The organism is Sphingomonas sp. 179-A 2A2 NHS, from assembly GCF_045371305.1.
In the GTDB taxonomy this organism is placed as follows: Bacteria; Pseudomonadota; Alphaproteobacteria; order Sphingomonadales; family Sphingomonadaceae; genus Sphingomonas.
Window position 1 is genome coordinate 636,163 of the sequence record NZ_JBIQDE010000002.1, and the last position, 14,129, is coordinate 650,291.

Below are 14,129 nucleotides of genomic sequence, written 5' to 3' on the forward strand. Positions count from 1 at the left end.
CAGCGCGGAGCGGCGGCCTCGCAGCCGCTCCGCGCTGCGGTGATCATCCAATCAGTTTGGGGTTCAGCGCACTCACGCGCGTAGCGGGCTGGCCTCCGACACCGGCGGCGAAGGTGAATACGTCCCCCGCCATCGGCTGTCGCGCCCGTTCAGCGGCGTCCAAGCCCTTGCGGGCCGTAGTGACGAAAGCGGTGCGCCCATCGTTGCCGCCGATGACAATCTTGGTGACGTTGGCAACGGGAAAGCGCACTTCGTCCACCTGCCGCCCATCGGCGGCGTAGCGGCGGACGCACCAACCGCCGAAGAAGCCGACCCAGAGGAAACCGTCTGCATCCACGATCGGTCCGTCCGGGAACCCCTGCGTTCGAACGTCGAGGGACACGAAGGCCTGGGTATTCGTGATCGTACCGTCCTCTTCGGTGTCACACCGCCAGATGGTCCCACTAAGCGTGTCGCAATGGTAGAGCGTGCGCGCGTCAGGCGACAGCGCAGGGCCATTAGTGATGCAGATGCCGTCGATCGCCCGCACGATGCCGCGCCCGTCGGCGCGATAGATCGCGCCGCTTGGCGCAGCTTCGGCATCGTCCATCGAGCCGAACCACAGGCGCCCAAGCGGATCGACCGTTGAGTCGTTCAGGCGGTTACCCGGCCGCTCCGCTTCGACCGCCGCCAGCGGCGTGAAGCCACCAGTGCCGGGATCGAAGGTGTGAAGACCGGATTTCAGCCCGGCGATCATCGTTCCGTCGGCGGCAGGTTGCACCCAACCGACCTGGTCCGGGGCAGACCATTGCTCCAGCGCAGCTCCTGGCCGGTGTCGGTAGATCGCCTGTTCCTTGATGTCGACGAACCACAGCGCGTCGTCGTACCATAGGGGGCCCTCGCCCAACGTGGCGCCGACCCTCAGATAGTGCTGCGGTTCTATCGCCATCCCGCATCTACCCAGTAATTGTGGCCGGTGCACATCCGCGCGTCGTCGGAAGCGAGGAAAAGCGCCATCGCGGCTATGTCGAACGGCTGGACGCGCCCGTCCAGGCATTGCGCCGCGACGATCTGCGCTTCGCCTTCGGGAGTGTACCATTTCTGCTGGCGCGGCGTTTGGACGTTGCCCGGGATGATCGCGTTTACCCGGATGTTCTCACGGCCCAGGTCGCGAGCGAGGCTTCGCGTCAGACCCTCTATCGCTGCCTTGGCCGTCTGGTAGAGGGTCAGGTCGGGCAAACCGAGGTGCCAGCTGATCGACCCGAAATTGATCACTGAGCCGGCGCCCGCCAGCCGCAGCGCGGGCACCGCGGCCTGCGTGACGAAGAACAGGTGGCGCAGGTTGATCGCCATGCGATCGTCCCAATACGCAGGCGTCACCTCCTCAGGCCGATGGCGATCGTCATTGGCGGCATTGTTGACAAGGATGTCGAGCCCCCCGAGCGCGCCGATCAGTGCTGGGACGGCTTTGGCAACGTCGTCGAGTTTGGTGAGGTCGAGCTCGCAAAACTGTGGCGGATGAACAGTCGTTTCGGCGAGCCGCTCGGCCAGCGCCATCCCATGTTCCGGCAGCAAATCGACGAACGCCACACGCGCACCCTGCGCGACAAAGGCTTCCACAAGCGCTGCTCCGATCCCTGACGCACCACCGGTGATCAGCACGCGCTTATCGCGGAGTGAAGGATAGATGGCGCAGCGCGCAGGATCGGGCAGGTCGGCCAAGGAAATCTCCGGCATCGTCAGGCGGCGAGGAGGCCACGGGCGGCAAGGTTACGCATCAGCGCACTGACACCGAACTGCCACGGGGGTGCGTCGCGTGAGGTAGTGACGGTGTTGACCAGCCGGCCGAGGCCGGGACATGCGATCGTCACCTGGTCGCCGACCTTGTGCGTGAAGCCGCTACCAGGAGTATCGCGGTCCTTGGTGGGGGCGAACAACGTGCCGAGGAACAGCGCGAACCCGTCAGGGAAATGGTGCTCGCTCATCGCCTGGCGCACCAGTTCCTGCGGATCGCGGCTGATTTCGCGCATGTTGCTTGCGCCTTCGAGCAGGTATCCGTCGGGTCCGTCGATGCGCAGCGTGACCTGCGCCTCGCGGACGTGATCCATTGTGAAAGTGTCGTCGAACAGACGCACCATCGGACCGATCGCGCACGAGGCATTATTGTCTTTTGCCTTGCTCAGCAGCAACGCTGACCGGCCCTCGAAATCGCGCAGGTTAACGTCGTTGCCGAGGGTCGCACCGACCACCTTGCCCGACGGTCGGACGAGCAGCACCACTTCGGGTTCGGGATTGTTCCAGGTTGAATCCGAGCGAATGCCGACCGGTGCGCCCCAGCCGACCGCGGACAGCAGCGGCGCCTTGGTGAAGATCTCGGCGTCCGGCCCGATCGCGACCTCCAGGTATTGTGACCAGAGACCTTCGCCGATCAATGCCGCTTTGAGCGCTGCCGCTTCGGGCGTCCCCGGGACTACCGCCGCTAGTCCGCCACCGATCCGCTCTTCCAGCCGCTGCCGCACTGCCGCCGCGCCGCCGGCATCGCCGCGCGCGCGCTCCTCGATGACTCGCTCCAGCGCGGACACGGCAAAGGTGACGCCGGCCGCCTTGATGCACTGCAAATCGACCGGGGCGAGCAGGCGAGGGTGCTCATCCGGGCCGAGACCGAGTTCCGCAAAGTCGCCGATTGCCCGGCCCAGCGCGGCGCTCAGCTTATCTTCGGCGACCAGATCAGCCGTGGTCGGCGCGACATTGCTCATATCGTACGTGATGCCGTTAACAACCAGGATCGGCGTCGGCCCGTCGCCGAGATCAACGCGGCCCAGCCATCGTCCCGCACGCCAGCCTTCGCCAAGTTCAAGATCGGGTTCGAAGCGGATCATCGACAGGCTCCATCGGTTATTGGGGGAGGCAGGCGGGCCGTCACTGGCGAACTGCCGAAGGCGTATAGGTGTACGGGCCGATCACGGTGCCGACGAAGCCGCCCGCGCGAGCGGTGGTCAGTAGGGTCCCGTCGACCTCCTGCTTGAACGTCCTGTTCGGCCCCACGCCGATGCGATAGGAGAAGCGGAGCGTTCCGCTCGCGAACTCCACCGTAAGCGTCACTGCTCCGTCATCCTCCACCGGTGCCCGCGCGACCAGCGTTTCGGTTTCGGCGCGATTGCGCGTGTACAGGGCGACGGCCCGCGCGCCGCCCTGACTGATGATGCCGAAGAACAGGTTGGAGGTGTCGCTCTGTACCGCTGCCAGCCCAGCGCGCGCCCCATCCCGCGTCGGCTGAAAGGTGAGGGTGGTCGCAATTGTCGCACGCTGGTGCTGCAGGCGCCGCCCAAGAAATGCTGGTGTGCCGCCACGGTCGCCGAGCCGGGCCCCCGAGCGCAGCTCGAGTGCGCCGCCCGTCAGGCGGTGGAATGGCATGGGTGGGATCCGCACACCGATCCACGCGGAGTCCAGCTGTTCGCCACCGAACTCGTCGACATAGGAGAGATCACCCGCAGGCTGGGCGGTCGCATCGCTCGCCATAGCTAGCGCTGGCCGCGGCAGCACGAGCGGAATTGGCGTCCCGTGCGGCAGGATGGTGGGCCAGCCATCCTTCCAGGTGACCGGCAGCAGAAAGGTCTCCCGGCCCGTCGCGTAACGGTCGCCCGCATAGGGACGGGTGGCGAGAAAGGTCGCCCACCAGTCGCCGGCCGGCGTCTGCACGAACTTGGCGTGGCCCGCGGACGTGACGGGATTGGTGCGATCGCTTGCCAGGTCCCGCTGCGTGAGGATCGGATTGCCCGCGAACGGTTCATACGGCCCGCGCAAGGTCCTCGACCGGAATACCACCTGTGAGTGGTTGTCACTTGTGCCGCCTTCGGCCGCGATCAGATAGTACCAGCCATCCCGGCGGAGCAGGTGCGGTCCTTCGATCCATACCGGACGCTCCGCCAGGTTGACGCCGCCGTTGACGATCTGTGTCGCCGGTCCGACCATCTTTCCCGAGCGCCAGTCCAACTCCTGCAACCAGATCGCCCGGTGCCCGTCGTAGCGGGCTGGCTCATCGGGAGCGCGGTTGTTGACGATATAGGCTCGGTCGCCTTCCCAATAGATCGACGGATCGATGCCCTCGAAGGGCAACCAAATAGGATCCGACCAGGGGCCTGCCGGATCGCGCGCCGTCATGACGAAGTTGCCCCCGCATTCGACACAGGTGTTGGCGATGAAGAAGGTGCCCGCGTGATAAGAAATATCGGGCGCAAACAGGCCCTCGGATACCGCCCGGCCGGCGAGATCGACTTGGCCGGGGCGATCGATCGCATTGCCGATCTGCGTCCAGTGGACCAGGTCCGACGAGGTGAACACTGGAAGACCTGGATAGTGCGCGAAGCTCGAGTTGACGAGGTAGTAGCGCGTGGCGACGCGCAGCACTGAGGGATCGGGATAATAACCAGCCAGGATCGGGTTGCGGTACGCCTTCGGACCAACCCTCACCGGCTCGCGCGCCCAGCCGCGATAGCTGAAGCGCTCGAACCGTGCGACTTGGCCGATCGCCTCACCTGCAAGTGGGAGCGATAACATAGTAGCAGCGCAGGCGAGCATCCGGCCCAAGCATCTCTCCCCTTTCGTCGCCAGCCTTGGGCTCGGCGGTACACCTGCGTCAATGGTTGTCGCGTGGAATGCCGGCGGTCTGCGCGAGCCGCTGGTAGCGCTCTGCACCCTCAAGGATTGCGCCGCTGCTGAGCTGGCCGACGACCGCTCGCTGCATTTCCTGCCATGGCGTTTGCGAAGCCGGATAAGCGTAGCCGCCAGCTTCCTCTAGCTGCCGGCGGCGCTCGGCGAGTTCGGCGTCGTCGACCAGCACGTTGACCTCGCCCCGTGCCAAGTCAACGCGAACGCGGTCGCCCGTCCGGAGCAGCGCCAGCGCGCCGCCGGCCGCAGCCTCCGGACTGGCGTTCAGGATCGAGGGGGAGGCGGACGTTCCCGACTGCCGCCCATCGCCGATGCACGGCAGCGCGTGGACGCCTTCGCGGATCAGATAGGCGGGTGGCCGCATGTTCACGACTTCGGCCGCGCCAGGATAACCGACTGGGCCAGCACCGCGCATGAACATGAGCGTTTCTGGCGTGATATCGAGCAACGGGTCGTCGATCCGGCGGTGGTAGTCTTCCGGACCGTCGAACACGATTGCAGGCCCCTCGAACGCATCCGGGTCGTTGGGATCCGACAGATACCGCTCTCGGAACTCGGGGCCGATCACGCTGGTCTTCATCACCGCTGCGTCAAACAGATTACCCTTCAGCACGAGGAAGCCGGCGTCCTCCACCAGCGGTTGTTCGAACGGACGGATCACCGATTCGTCCTCAATCGCCGTGTCGCGGCAATTGTCGCCGATCGTGCGCCCGTTTACGGTGAGCGCCTCCTCGCGGATCAACCCTTGTCGCATCAGCTGCGCGACGACCGCCGGAACCCCGCCGGCGCGGTAGTAATCCTCGCCCAGATACTCGCCGGCCGGCTGCAGGTTGACCAGCAACGGCACCTTGTGCCCGAAGGTTTGCCAGTCAGTAATATCTAGCTCTGCACCGACATGGCGGGCGAGCGCGGCGAGGTGGATCGGCGCGTTGGTGGAGCCGCCGATTGCCGAGTTGACGACGATCGCGTTCAGAAACGCATCGCGCGTCAGGATGTCGGTCGGCTTCAGGTCCTCGGCCACCATCGCCACGATCCGCTTGCCTGTCTCATACGCCACCTCCTGTCGGTCCCGGTACGGCGCCGGGATGGCGGCAGAGCCGGGCAGCATCATGCCCAGCGCTTCGGCAAGGCTGTTCATCGTCGTTGCCGTGCCCATCGTGTTGCAATAGCCCGTCGACGGTGCTGAGGAGGCGACAAGCTTGATGAAGCCTGCGTCGTCGATCTCGCCAGCCGCCAGCATCTCGCGCGCCTTCCACACGATGGTGCCCGATCCGGTGCGCTCGCCCTTGAACCAGCCGTTGAGCATTGGCCCCACCGAGAGCGCAATCGCCGGGATGTTCACCGTGGCCGCCGCCATCAGGCACGCCGGCGTTGTCTTGTCGCAGCCAGTCGTCAACACGACGCCGTCGAGCGGATAGCCGTACAGCAGCTCAACCAGCGCGAGATAGGCAAGGTTGCGATCAAGCCCGGCGGTCGGTCGCTTGCCCGTCTCCTGGATGGGGTGGACCGGGAACTCGAGCGCGATCCCGCCCGCTTCGCGTATCCCCTCTCTAACGCGCTCGGCGAGCACGAGATGGTGGCGGTTGCACGGCGATAAGTCGCTGCCGGTCTGTGCGATGCCGATGATCGGCTTGCCGGAACGCAGCTCCGCCAGGCTCAGCCCGTAGTTCAGGTAGCGCTCGAGATACAGCGCGGTCATGTCGATGTTTTCGGGATTGTCGAACCAGGCGCGGCTGCGCAGCTTTGGGGCACACGTGTCGGTCATACGGGTTCCTCGTCTCAGCGCGCAACTGACACGCGATAGATCATGCGGTGGCGGTAAGGTTTGCCCGGGGCGATGCGGGCCGAGCCGAATGACGGCTGGTTGGGCGTATCCGGAAAGAGCTGCGGCTCCAGCGCGATACCATCACCCATACGGTAGACATGCCCCCGCTTCCCGATAAGCGCCCCCACCAGGAAGTTTCCGGTGTAAACCTGCACGCCGGGTTGATCGGTCAGCACCTCGAGCACCCGGCCCGATGCGGGGTCCTCAAGCCGTGCGGCGAGCTTGGGCTCGCGCGTGGCGCCGGCGTCCAGCACGAAATTGTGGTCGATCCCGCGGCCTATCACGACCTGCGCGTCCGTGCCGTCGCGCACCACCTCATCAACCAGGCGAGGGGAGGTGAAGTCGAACGGCGTGCCAGCGACTGGCTTCAACTCGCCCGTGGGGATCAGGCTTGCGTCGACGGGGGTGAAGCGGCGTGCCGGGATGGTAAGCCGATGCGTCATCGCGCCGCCCGGCGCGCCTTCTCCCGCCATGTTCAACAACGCATGGTTGGTAAGGTTGACGATGGTTGGTGCGTCGGTTGAGGCCGCGAAGTCGATCGTCAGGGCGCCCTTGTCGTCCAGTGAATAGGTCACGTCCGTGGTGAGTGCGCCGGGATACCCCTGATCGCCCGCGGGGCTGACGAGGCGCATAGTGACGCTCGCCACGCCGCCCTTCTCGCCGACGCGCGTGATCGTCCAAAGGCGCTTGTCGAAGCCGTCCGCGCCGCCGTGGAGGGAGTTCGTGTGATCATTCTGCGACAGCTGATAGGTCTTGCCGTCGAGCGTGAAGCGGCCACCGGCGATCCGATTGGCATAGCGACCGATCGTCTGGCCCCAGAAGTTTGGCCTCTCCACATAGCTGCGGGCGTCATCATGGCCGAGCGTCACGTCCGCCAGCCGCCCCGCGCGATCGGGCGCGACGAGCGCCTGCAGGGTCGCGCCGAGCGTGATGATCCGGGCGCTGACGCCGTTCGCACCCGCCAGTTCCACCGCTTCCACGGCGGTGCCGTCCGGCAATGTGCTGAACACTCCGCGCTTCGCGGAGGCGCCGAGGGCGCTTGCGCTGGTCAGAAGCATGGCGGCGGCCAGCGAAAACCGGGACAGCACGGACGTGGTATGCATTCGCTTCTCCCGGCAACATTGCATGCCGCTTCTTTCGGCTTATAGTCAGACAAAACGCGGCACGACAAGCGCTGCTGCGACGCGGGGAGAGGTTCATGGCGATTTCCCAGATGACGACGCCGATCGACACGGATCCATCGTCGGTGCTGCCGGGCAGCTATCGTCCGGCGCTGACGCTGCTCGCCAGCCTGTTCTTCATGTGGGGCTTCATTAGCGTCATCAACGGCACGCTACTTCCCCACCTGCGAAGCGTGTTCGATCTCAGCTACTTTCAGACGGGGTTGATCGAGTCCGTATGGTTCATCGGCTATTTGCTTGTCTCGATCCCGGCGGCGAAGCTGATCGAGCGCATCGGTTACCAGCGCGCCCTCACCACCGGCCTTGCGGTAATGGTGGTCGGCTCGCTGGGCATGATCCTGGCGGCGACCCTCGTCTCCTACTGGGTTACGATCGGGTCGCTGTTCACCGTCTCGTGCGGCATCGCGCTGCTGCAAGTCGCGGCGAACCCCTATGTGGCGGTAATCGGTTCGCCCGAAAGCGCGGAATCGCGGCTCACGCTGGTGCAAGCCTTCAACACGACCGGCGACGTTTTGGCGATCCTTTTCGGCAAGTACCTTATCCTGGCGCGCACCACGGCGGGAACCACGGCGCACGGCACGCTCCTCACGCCCGAGCAGCGGATGGCCGACGCGCGGGCAACCGAGCTGCCGTACCTGATCGTCGCGCTGGTGCTGGCGGTGCTGGCAATCCTGATCGCGCGGGCCAAACTGCCGGCGCTTGGCTCAGCCACCGCCCGCGTCTCGCCCGACGAACGCAGCGGTCTGTCCCTGCTGAACCACCGAAACCTTGTTCTGGGCTGTATCGGAATTGCGCTGTGCGTTCTCGCCGAGATCGGGGTCGGCAGCTACTTCATCAACTTCGTTTCCCAGCCGAGCGTCGCTGACCTGACGCAGGAACATGCCGCGACCTATCTCACCTTCTTCTGGGGCGGGATGATGGTGGGCCGCTTCGCCGGAGCTGCGCTGATGCGAATGATCCCGGCAGAGCGGGTTCTGGCGCTGTTCGCGCTCATCGCCACCGCGGGTTCGCTGGTGGCCGTGTTCGCGTCCGGGCCGGCGGCGATGTACGGCCTGATCACCGTGGGCCTCGGCATCTCGATCATGTTCCCCGCGATCTTCGCGCTCGCCATCCGCGGCCTGGGCCCGTTGACAGAGGAGGGATCGGGTCTGCTCGTCATGTCCATCGCTGGCGGCGCGCTCGCTTCGATCCAAGGCAAGCTGGCGGATCTCTACGGGCTGCATTGGGGGTTTATCGTGACCGCGCTGTGCAGCCTGTATGTCCTATTCTACGCGCTTTGGGGTGCGAAGCCCGGGGTTCCGCTTATCGCTGCGAGACATGAGGCCGGCCACTAACCTGCCAGTTTCCGCACCCGCTTGACCGTGCGGCCGCAACTGCATACCGCCTTATTCTTTGTCCGACAAAAGGTGCGGCATGGACGTTTCCGGAGCAATCCTGGTCGGCGCGGAAGAGCGCATGGGCAGCACGACCTTCCAGGCGATCGATCCCGCGACAGGAACAGCACTTGGCCCGGACTTCGCCGAGGCCGGCACGGACGATGTTGCTGTCGCCTGTGCCCTCGCTGCCGACGCTTTCCCCGCGCTGCGTGATCTGACGCCTGACGCACGCGCCGCCTTTCTGGAAAGTGCCGCGGAGGAAATCGTGGCGCTCGGCGACGCGTTGATCGTCCGCGCAATGGCGGAGAGCGGGCTGCCGCGCGCGCGGCTCGAGGGGGAGCGCGGGCGCACCGTGGGTCAACTGCGGCTGTTCGCTGCGGTGCTGCGCGAGGGCAGCTGGCTCGATGTGACGATCGATCCCGCGTTACCCGGTCGGCAGCCGCTGCCGCGATCCGACCTGCGCCGCGTAAACATGCCGCTCGGCCCGGTCGCCGTGTTCGGCGCATCGAACTTCCCGCTCGCCTTCTCCGTTGCCGGTGGCGACACCGCTTCGGCCTTGGCGGCGGGATGCCCGGTCGTGGTGAAGGGCCATCCTGCCCACCCTGGCACCGGCGAACTGGTGGCGCGCGCCGTGCGCGCCGCCGTGGCGAAAGCGGGACTGCCAGCGGGCGTGTTCTCTTACCTGCCCGGCACCACCAAGGCGCTCGGCGGCGCTCTCGTCGCGGATCCGCGGATCAAGGCGGTCGGTTTCACCGGATCGCGCGCAGGCGGTCTCGCGCTGGTGCGTATCGCCAGCGAGCGCGCGGAGCCGATCCCGGTTTATGCCGAGATGTCTAGCATCAACCCGGTGCTACTCTTCCCGGCCGCAGCAAGGTCGCGTGGTGCCGCCTTGGGCGCCGCCTATGTCGCCTCGCTGACGCAGGGGGCGGGACAGTTCTGCACCAATCCCGGCCTTGTCGTGGCGCTCGCCGGAAGCGAGCTCGACGCCTTCGAACAGGCGGCGGTCGACGCGCTCGGCCGCACGCCTGCGGGTCAGATGCTGACCCCCGCCATCCACGGCGCCTTCGAACAAGGCGTAGCGTCGCTTGAGGCTCACGCGGCCGTGTCCGTAATCGCGCGCGGGCCAGTTGGCGAAGGCATAAACCAGGCGCGTGGCGCGTTGTTCGCAACCGATGGTGACGCTTTCATGAGCGACGCGACGCTGAGCCATGAGGTGTTCGGGTCCTCCTCGATCATCGTGCGCGCCTCCGACCTCGACGAGATAGCGCGCATCGTTCGCCGGCTGGAAGGCCAACTCACTGCGACCTTGCTGTTCGACCCGGAAGACGAGCCGCTCGTTGCGCCGCTCGTCCCCCTACTCGCGGAGAAGGCGGGGAGGGTGCTCGCTAACGGCTGGCCCACAGGCGTCGAGGTAAGCCATGCCATGGTCCACGGCGGCCCTTATCCCGCGACGAGCGACAGTCGCACAACCTCGGTCGGCGCGCTGGCAATCGCGCGCTTCCTGCGGCCGGTATGCTTTCAGGATATGCCGGATTCGCTGCTCCCCGCCGCATTGCGCGAAGATAACCCGTGCGGCGTAGTGCGCCGCATTGACGGGGTCCGCACCCCCGCCTGACGATCCTCGCGCCGAAAGGGCCGTTATGTCGCAATCACTCGTTCAGTTCTGTGCCGCGGATCGAACACGCGGGGTCGCGCTGCTCGAAGGCGGCACCGCCCAGGTGCTTCGGGATACGCCCAGCGTCATTGCGCTGGCGAAGCGGGCGCTTGCGGAGGGGACGACGCTGTCGACGCTCGCGAGCGAGCTGGCGGCGGGGACGCTCGACCTTGCCGAGGTCACGCTGCTCGCGCCCGTCGACCATGAAGATCCAGCTCACCTGCTGCTCACTGGCACAGGGCTGACGCATCTCGGCTCTGCGGAGGGGCGCGACAAGATGCACCGCGCGATGGTGGACGCTGCGCAGCAGACCGATTCGATGCGTATGTTCCTGATGGGGGTGGAAGGCGGCAAGCCCGCGTGCGGCGAGATCGGAGCGCAGCCCGAATGGTTCTACAAGGGGGACGGCTCATCCCTCATCGCGCCGGGCGCGCCGCTGCCATCGCCCAGCTTCGCGCTTGACGCCGGCGAGGAACCGGAAATCGCCGGCATCTTTCTGATCGCGAACGACGGGACTCCCGTTCGCCTCGGCTACGCGCTTGGCAACGAGTTTTCGGACCACGTCACTGAGCGCGGCAATTACCTCTGGCTTGCCCACTCGAAGCTGCGCCCGGCGGCGCTCGGCCCGGAGCTGCTGCTCGGCGTGCTGCCCCGGCACATCGAGGGGACGAGCCGGATCATCCGCGCGGGCGAGACGATCTGGGAAAAGCCATTCATCTCAGGCGAGGCGAACATGTCGCACAGTCTCTCCAATCTTGAGCATCACCATTTCAAGTACGCCCTGTTCCGCCGCCCGGGTGACCTCCATGTCCACTTCTTCGGCACTGCCACGCTGTCATTCAGCGATGGCGTGCGGACGCAAGAAGGCGACATCTTCGAGATCGTGGCGCCGCCGTTCACGTTGCCGGCCCGCAATCCCGTTGGGCGCGCGTCACCCGAGAATACACAGGTGCGCGCGATCTGATGGCGGCGATCCGCATCGCTATCGTCGGGCTCGGCAAGATCGCGCACGACCAGCACATCCCCGCGATCCGCGCCTCGGCTGCGTTCGAGTTGGTGGCTGGCGTCGATCCCGTTGCACGCCACCCTGATCTGCCGGTATTTGCCTCGCTAGACGCGCTTCTCGCATCCGACGTCCCGGTGGATGCACTGGCGATGTGCCAGCCGCCCCAGGCGCGCTTCGACGCCGCAGTCATGGCAACCGGCGCCGGCAAGCACGTGCTGCTCGAAAAGCCGCCGGGGGCGACGCTATCGGAGATCGAAACGCTCGCCGCGCTTGCCGCAGCGGCTGGCACCACCATTTTTGCGGCGTGGCACTCGCGCTACGCCCCGGCGGTCCCGGCCGCGCGTAACTGGCTGAGAGAGCGGCGGATCGAGCGGGTCGAAATCGTCTGGAAAGAGGATGTCCGACGGTGGCATCCCGGCCAGCAATGGATTTGGGAGCCCGGCGGGCTTGGCGTGTTCGATCCCGGCATCAACGCGCTGTCGATCGCCACCGCGATCCTTCCGCGTCATTTCCACCTGCGGGGCGGCACGCTGGAGCGCCCGGTCAATCGCGCGGCGCCAATCGCCGCTGATCTCCATATGGAGGAGGCGGGTGGCGCACCGATCCGCGGGGCATTCGACTGGCGGCAGCAGGGCTCCCAGACATGGGATATCGTCGTCAGCACCGGCGGAGGGGTGCTGCATCTTAGCGAGGGTGGTGCCCGCATGGCGATCGACGGTGTTGATCGCCCAGTCGGCACCGAGCAGGAGTATCCGCAGCTCTACGCGCACTTTGCCCGGCTGATCGGCGACGCGCGCAGCGACGTCGATCGCTCGCCGTTCCAGCTCGTCGCCGACGCCTTTCTTCGGTGCCGCTCGACCATCGTTGAGCCGTTTGAGGACTGAGCGCCCGCTCAGTCCTCAGTCATGTTCTTCGTGTCGTCGAGTGCCAGCTCGATCAGCAGCCGCATTGCCTCGGTCGCGCCGGCCGCATCCTCGCGCGCAATCGCTTCGTACACCTTCACATGGTCAGGGATCGGGTTGCGGGGCAGGGCACGGGCCCGCTGCTTGAACTGCGTCGTCAGGTTGACGGCCGCGCCGATGCTGGCGCTGAGCACGATCAACGCATCGTTGTGCGTTGCATGCAGGATGGCGCGATGGAAGTCGCGATCGGCCGCTCGGCCCTCATCGGTCGCCAGCGTGTGGCGGCGCATCGCCGAGAGTGCATCCTTGATCTGCTTCAGCTCCATGCGGTCGCGCCGCTGCGCTGCCAGTCCGGCGGCGGCGGGTTCGACGATCGCACGCAACTCGAATAGCGACCGCACGAACTGCAGATCGGGCCCGCTGGCAAATGCCCAGCCAAGCACATCCGGATCGAGGAGGTTCCAGCGCTCGCGCGGCAGCACGCGCGTCCCGGCCTTTGGCCGGCTTTCGACCAGTCCCTTCGCCGCCAGCGCCTGAATCGCCTCACGATACGCACTGCGCGACACATCGAGCTGTTCGGAAAAGGCAACTTCGCCGGATAACGTATCGCCCGGGCTGTATTCGCCGGTCAGGATTGCGGTCCCGATCTTGTGTGCGATGGCGCCGTGCAACCGTCGCCCGGTGCCGCGCGTCTGGCGGGTAACCTTGCCGTTATTCTGCTCGAGGGTCCCGGCGATCTTCTGATCCTTCATGACTGCTCCTGATGAGGCGCCGACCGCCCCGGGCCGCGCAAGTTCAGAACGCAGACTGCCCACGGTTCGATCAGCCCTACGCGCGTGCGATGGTTGATTGCGTGCCGCAGGTCAACGAGCTGACCATCGTAACCGTGGCGCTTGACCTCAAGGATCGGCTAGCGACGACCGTCCTTGCAGGGCATCTGCATATCCGGAACGTCAGCAAAGGCGTTTGCTATTAAGTTGGAATCGATGGCCGGATCCACGTCGCGAACGTCGATCAACATCAATGGCGGATGTCTGAAGGCCCAGGCCGACACCGGGCCGAACAGCCTGTCGGTCGGCCCACTCAACATCACGAGCGGCCAAACCCTCTGTTGATGCGCTCAAGCGCATCTCGATTGAATGCTTGGGCCGGACGAGCGGCGTCGACACCGCGATCGCTACCATCAGGTTCGAATTAGCCCTATGTAGCTCCAGCTGAGATCATCACTTCGCCTGGATGAGACGCCTCGAGCGTGGGGCGCGCCGGAGGCGAGTGGCCGGAGCAACCTCACGGATAGCGAGGTGGTGCCTGAGCGCAAACTCGACGGGCGGCACAAAGCTGCCTCTGCGGGGCGTGAGCGGCACACGCCGCCTCGACCAGGGCTCCGATTCGTATGATTCGGGCGGGGGACAAAGCCGGTTGGCCCTACTGCGGATCCCAAAACCGGTGGGAAAGCGTTGGTTTTGGGGGTGTGTGTAAGAAAGTTGCAAAAAGGGTTTGACGGGTTGGGGTGGTTTACCTAGATGGGTGTCACCGCA

11 protein-coding genes are annotated in these 14,129 nt (G+C 65.9%); 4 read left to right on the forward strand and 7 right to left on the reverse strand.

The genetic code is table 11. The features are described 5' to 3' along the window. Positions 1–43 precede the first annotated feature (43 nt). The 6 genes from ACH0AE_RS06305 to ACH0AE_RS06330 form a co-directional block, all read right to left on the reverse strand. Positions 44–928 carry an SMP-30/gluconolactonase/LRE family protein gene (locus ACH0AE_RS06305; protein ID WP_294444295.1) on the reverse strand — a complete coding sequence of 295 codons (885 nt, stop codon included), beginning with the start codon at positions 926–928 and terminating at the stop codon, positions 44–46. Then, positions 919–1,701 (reverse strand): SDR family NAD(P)-dependent oxidoreductase, encoded by a 783-nt coding sequence (locus ACH0AE_RS06310; RefSeq protein ID WP_406875544.1) that lies wholly within the window; start codon positions 1,699–1,701, stop codon positions 919–921. Before ACH0AE_RS06310 ends, ACH0AE_RS06305 begins: the two co-directional genes overlap by 10 nt. A 17-nt stretch (positions 1,702–1,718) precedes the next feature. Beyond that, positions 1,719–2,858, reverse strand: coding sequence for a fumarylacetoacetate hydrolase family protein (locus ACH0AE_RS06315; RefSeq protein ID WP_294444291.1), 1,140 nt, complete (start codon positions 2,856–2,858; stop codon positions 1,719–1,721). A gap of 40 nt (positions 2,859–2,898) precedes the next feature. After that, positions 2,899–4,536, reverse strand: coding sequence for a glycoside hydrolase family 43 protein (locus ACH0AE_RS06320; protein ID WP_294444289.1), 1,638 nt, complete (start codon positions 4,534–4,536; stop codon positions 2,899–2,901). A 79-nt stretch (positions 4,537–4,615) separates the two neighbouring features. After that, positions 4,616–6,412 carry an IlvD/Edd family dehydratase gene (locus ACH0AE_RS06325; protein WP_294444287.1) on the reverse strand — a complete coding sequence of 599 codons (1,797 nt, stop codon included), beginning with the start codon at positions 6,410–6,412 and terminating at the stop codon, positions 4,616–4,618. 14 nt (positions 6,413–6,426) lie between these two features. Next, a complete protein-coding gene (locus ACH0AE_RS06330) occupies positions 6,427–7,575 on the reverse strand; it encodes an aldose epimerase family protein (protein ID WP_294444285.1) in 1,149 nt (382 codons plus the stop codon). Positions 7,576–7,670: 95 nt separating this feature from the next. Between ACH0AE_RS06330 and ACH0AE_RS06335 the strand changes: the two genes are divergently transcribed. From ACH0AE_RS06335 to ACH0AE_RS06350, 4 genes are all read left to right on the forward strand, one after another. Then, complete coding sequence (locus ACH0AE_RS06335) at positions 7,671–8,987, forward strand: sugar MFS transporter (protein WP_294444283.1); 1,317 nt, start codon at positions 7,671–7,673, stop codon at positions 8,985–8,987. Between the two features lie 79 nt (positions 8,988–9,066). Beyond that, positions 9,067–10,644, forward strand: coding sequence for an aldehyde dehydrogenase (NADP(+)) (locus ACH0AE_RS06340; protein WP_294444280.1), 1,578 nt, complete (start codon positions 9,067–9,069; stop codon positions 10,642–10,644). Positions 10,645–10,669: 25 nt separating this feature from the next. After that, positions 10,670–11,647, forward strand: a complete 978-nt coding sequence (araD1, locus tag ACH0AE_RS06345) for an AraD1 family protein (protein ID WP_294444277.1) — start codon at positions 10,670–10,672, stop codon at positions 11,645–11,647. Further along, the gene (locus tag ACH0AE_RS06350) at positions 11,647–12,573 is read left to right on the forward strand and encodes a Gfo/Idh/MocA family protein (protein WP_294444275.1); all 927 of its coding nucleotides are present in this window, start codon (positions 11,647–11,649) and stop codon (positions 12,571–12,573) included. The genes araD1 and ACH0AE_RS06350 overlap by 1 nt, the downstream gene beginning before the upstream one ends. Before the next feature lie 8 nt (positions 12,574–12,581). Here the strand turns inward: ACH0AE_RS06350 and ACH0AE_RS06355 are convergent, their stop codons facing one another. Next, positions 12,582–13,343: a FadR/GntR family transcriptional regulator gene (locus ACH0AE_RS06355; RefSeq protein ID WP_294444273.1), complete on the reverse strand. Its 762-nt coding sequence runs from the start codon at positions 13,341–13,343 to the stop codon at positions 12,582–12,584. Positions 13,344–14,129: the final 786 nt, after the last annotated feature.

What these genes read in the sequence shown, in the direction of transcription:
- ACH0AE_RS06320 (WP_294444289.1), bottom strand. Translation starts at nt 4,536, where the DNA reads ATGTTATCGCTCCCACTTGCAGGTGAGGCGATCGGCCAAGTCGCACGG.
- ACH0AE_RS06355 (WP_294444273.1), bottom strand. Translation starts at nt 13,343, where the DNA reads ATGAAGGATCAGAAGATCGCCGGGACCCTCGAGCAGAATAACGGCAAG.
- ACH0AE_RS06330 (WP_294444285.1), bottom strand. Translation starts at nt 7,575, where the DNA reads ATGCATACCACGTCCGTGCTGTCCCGGTTTTCGCTGGCCGCCGCCATG.
- ACH0AE_RS06325 (WP_294444287.1), bottom strand. Translation starts at nt 6,412, where the DNA reads ATGACCGACACGTGTGCCCCAAAGCTGCGCAGCCGCGCCTGGTTCGAC.
- ACH0AE_RS06315 (WP_294444291.1), bottom strand. Translation starts at nt 2,858, where the DNA reads ATGATCCGCTTCGAACCCGATCTTGAACTTGGCGAAGGCTGGCGTGCG.
- ACH0AE_RS06335 (WP_294444283.1), top strand. Translation starts at nt 7,671, where the DNA reads ATGGCGATTTCCCAGATGACGACGCCGATCGACACGGATCCATCGTCG.
- araD1 (WP_294444277.1), top strand. Translation starts at nt 10,670, where the DNA reads ATGTCGCAATCACTCGTTCAGTTCTGTGCCGCGGATCGAACACGCGGG.
- ACH0AE_RS06305 (WP_294444295.1), bottom strand. Translation starts at nt 928, where the DNA reads ATGGCGATAGAACCGCAGCACTATCTGAGGGTCGGCGCCACGTTGGGC.
- ACH0AE_RS06340 (WP_294444280.1), top strand. Translation starts at nt 9,067, where the DNA reads ATGGACGTTTCCGGAGCAATCCTGGTCGGCGCGGAAGAGCGCATGGGC.
- ACH0AE_RS06350 (WP_294444275.1), top strand. Translation starts at nt 11,647, where the DNA reads ATGGCGGCGATCCGCATCGCTATCGTCGGGCTCGGCAAGATCGCGCAC.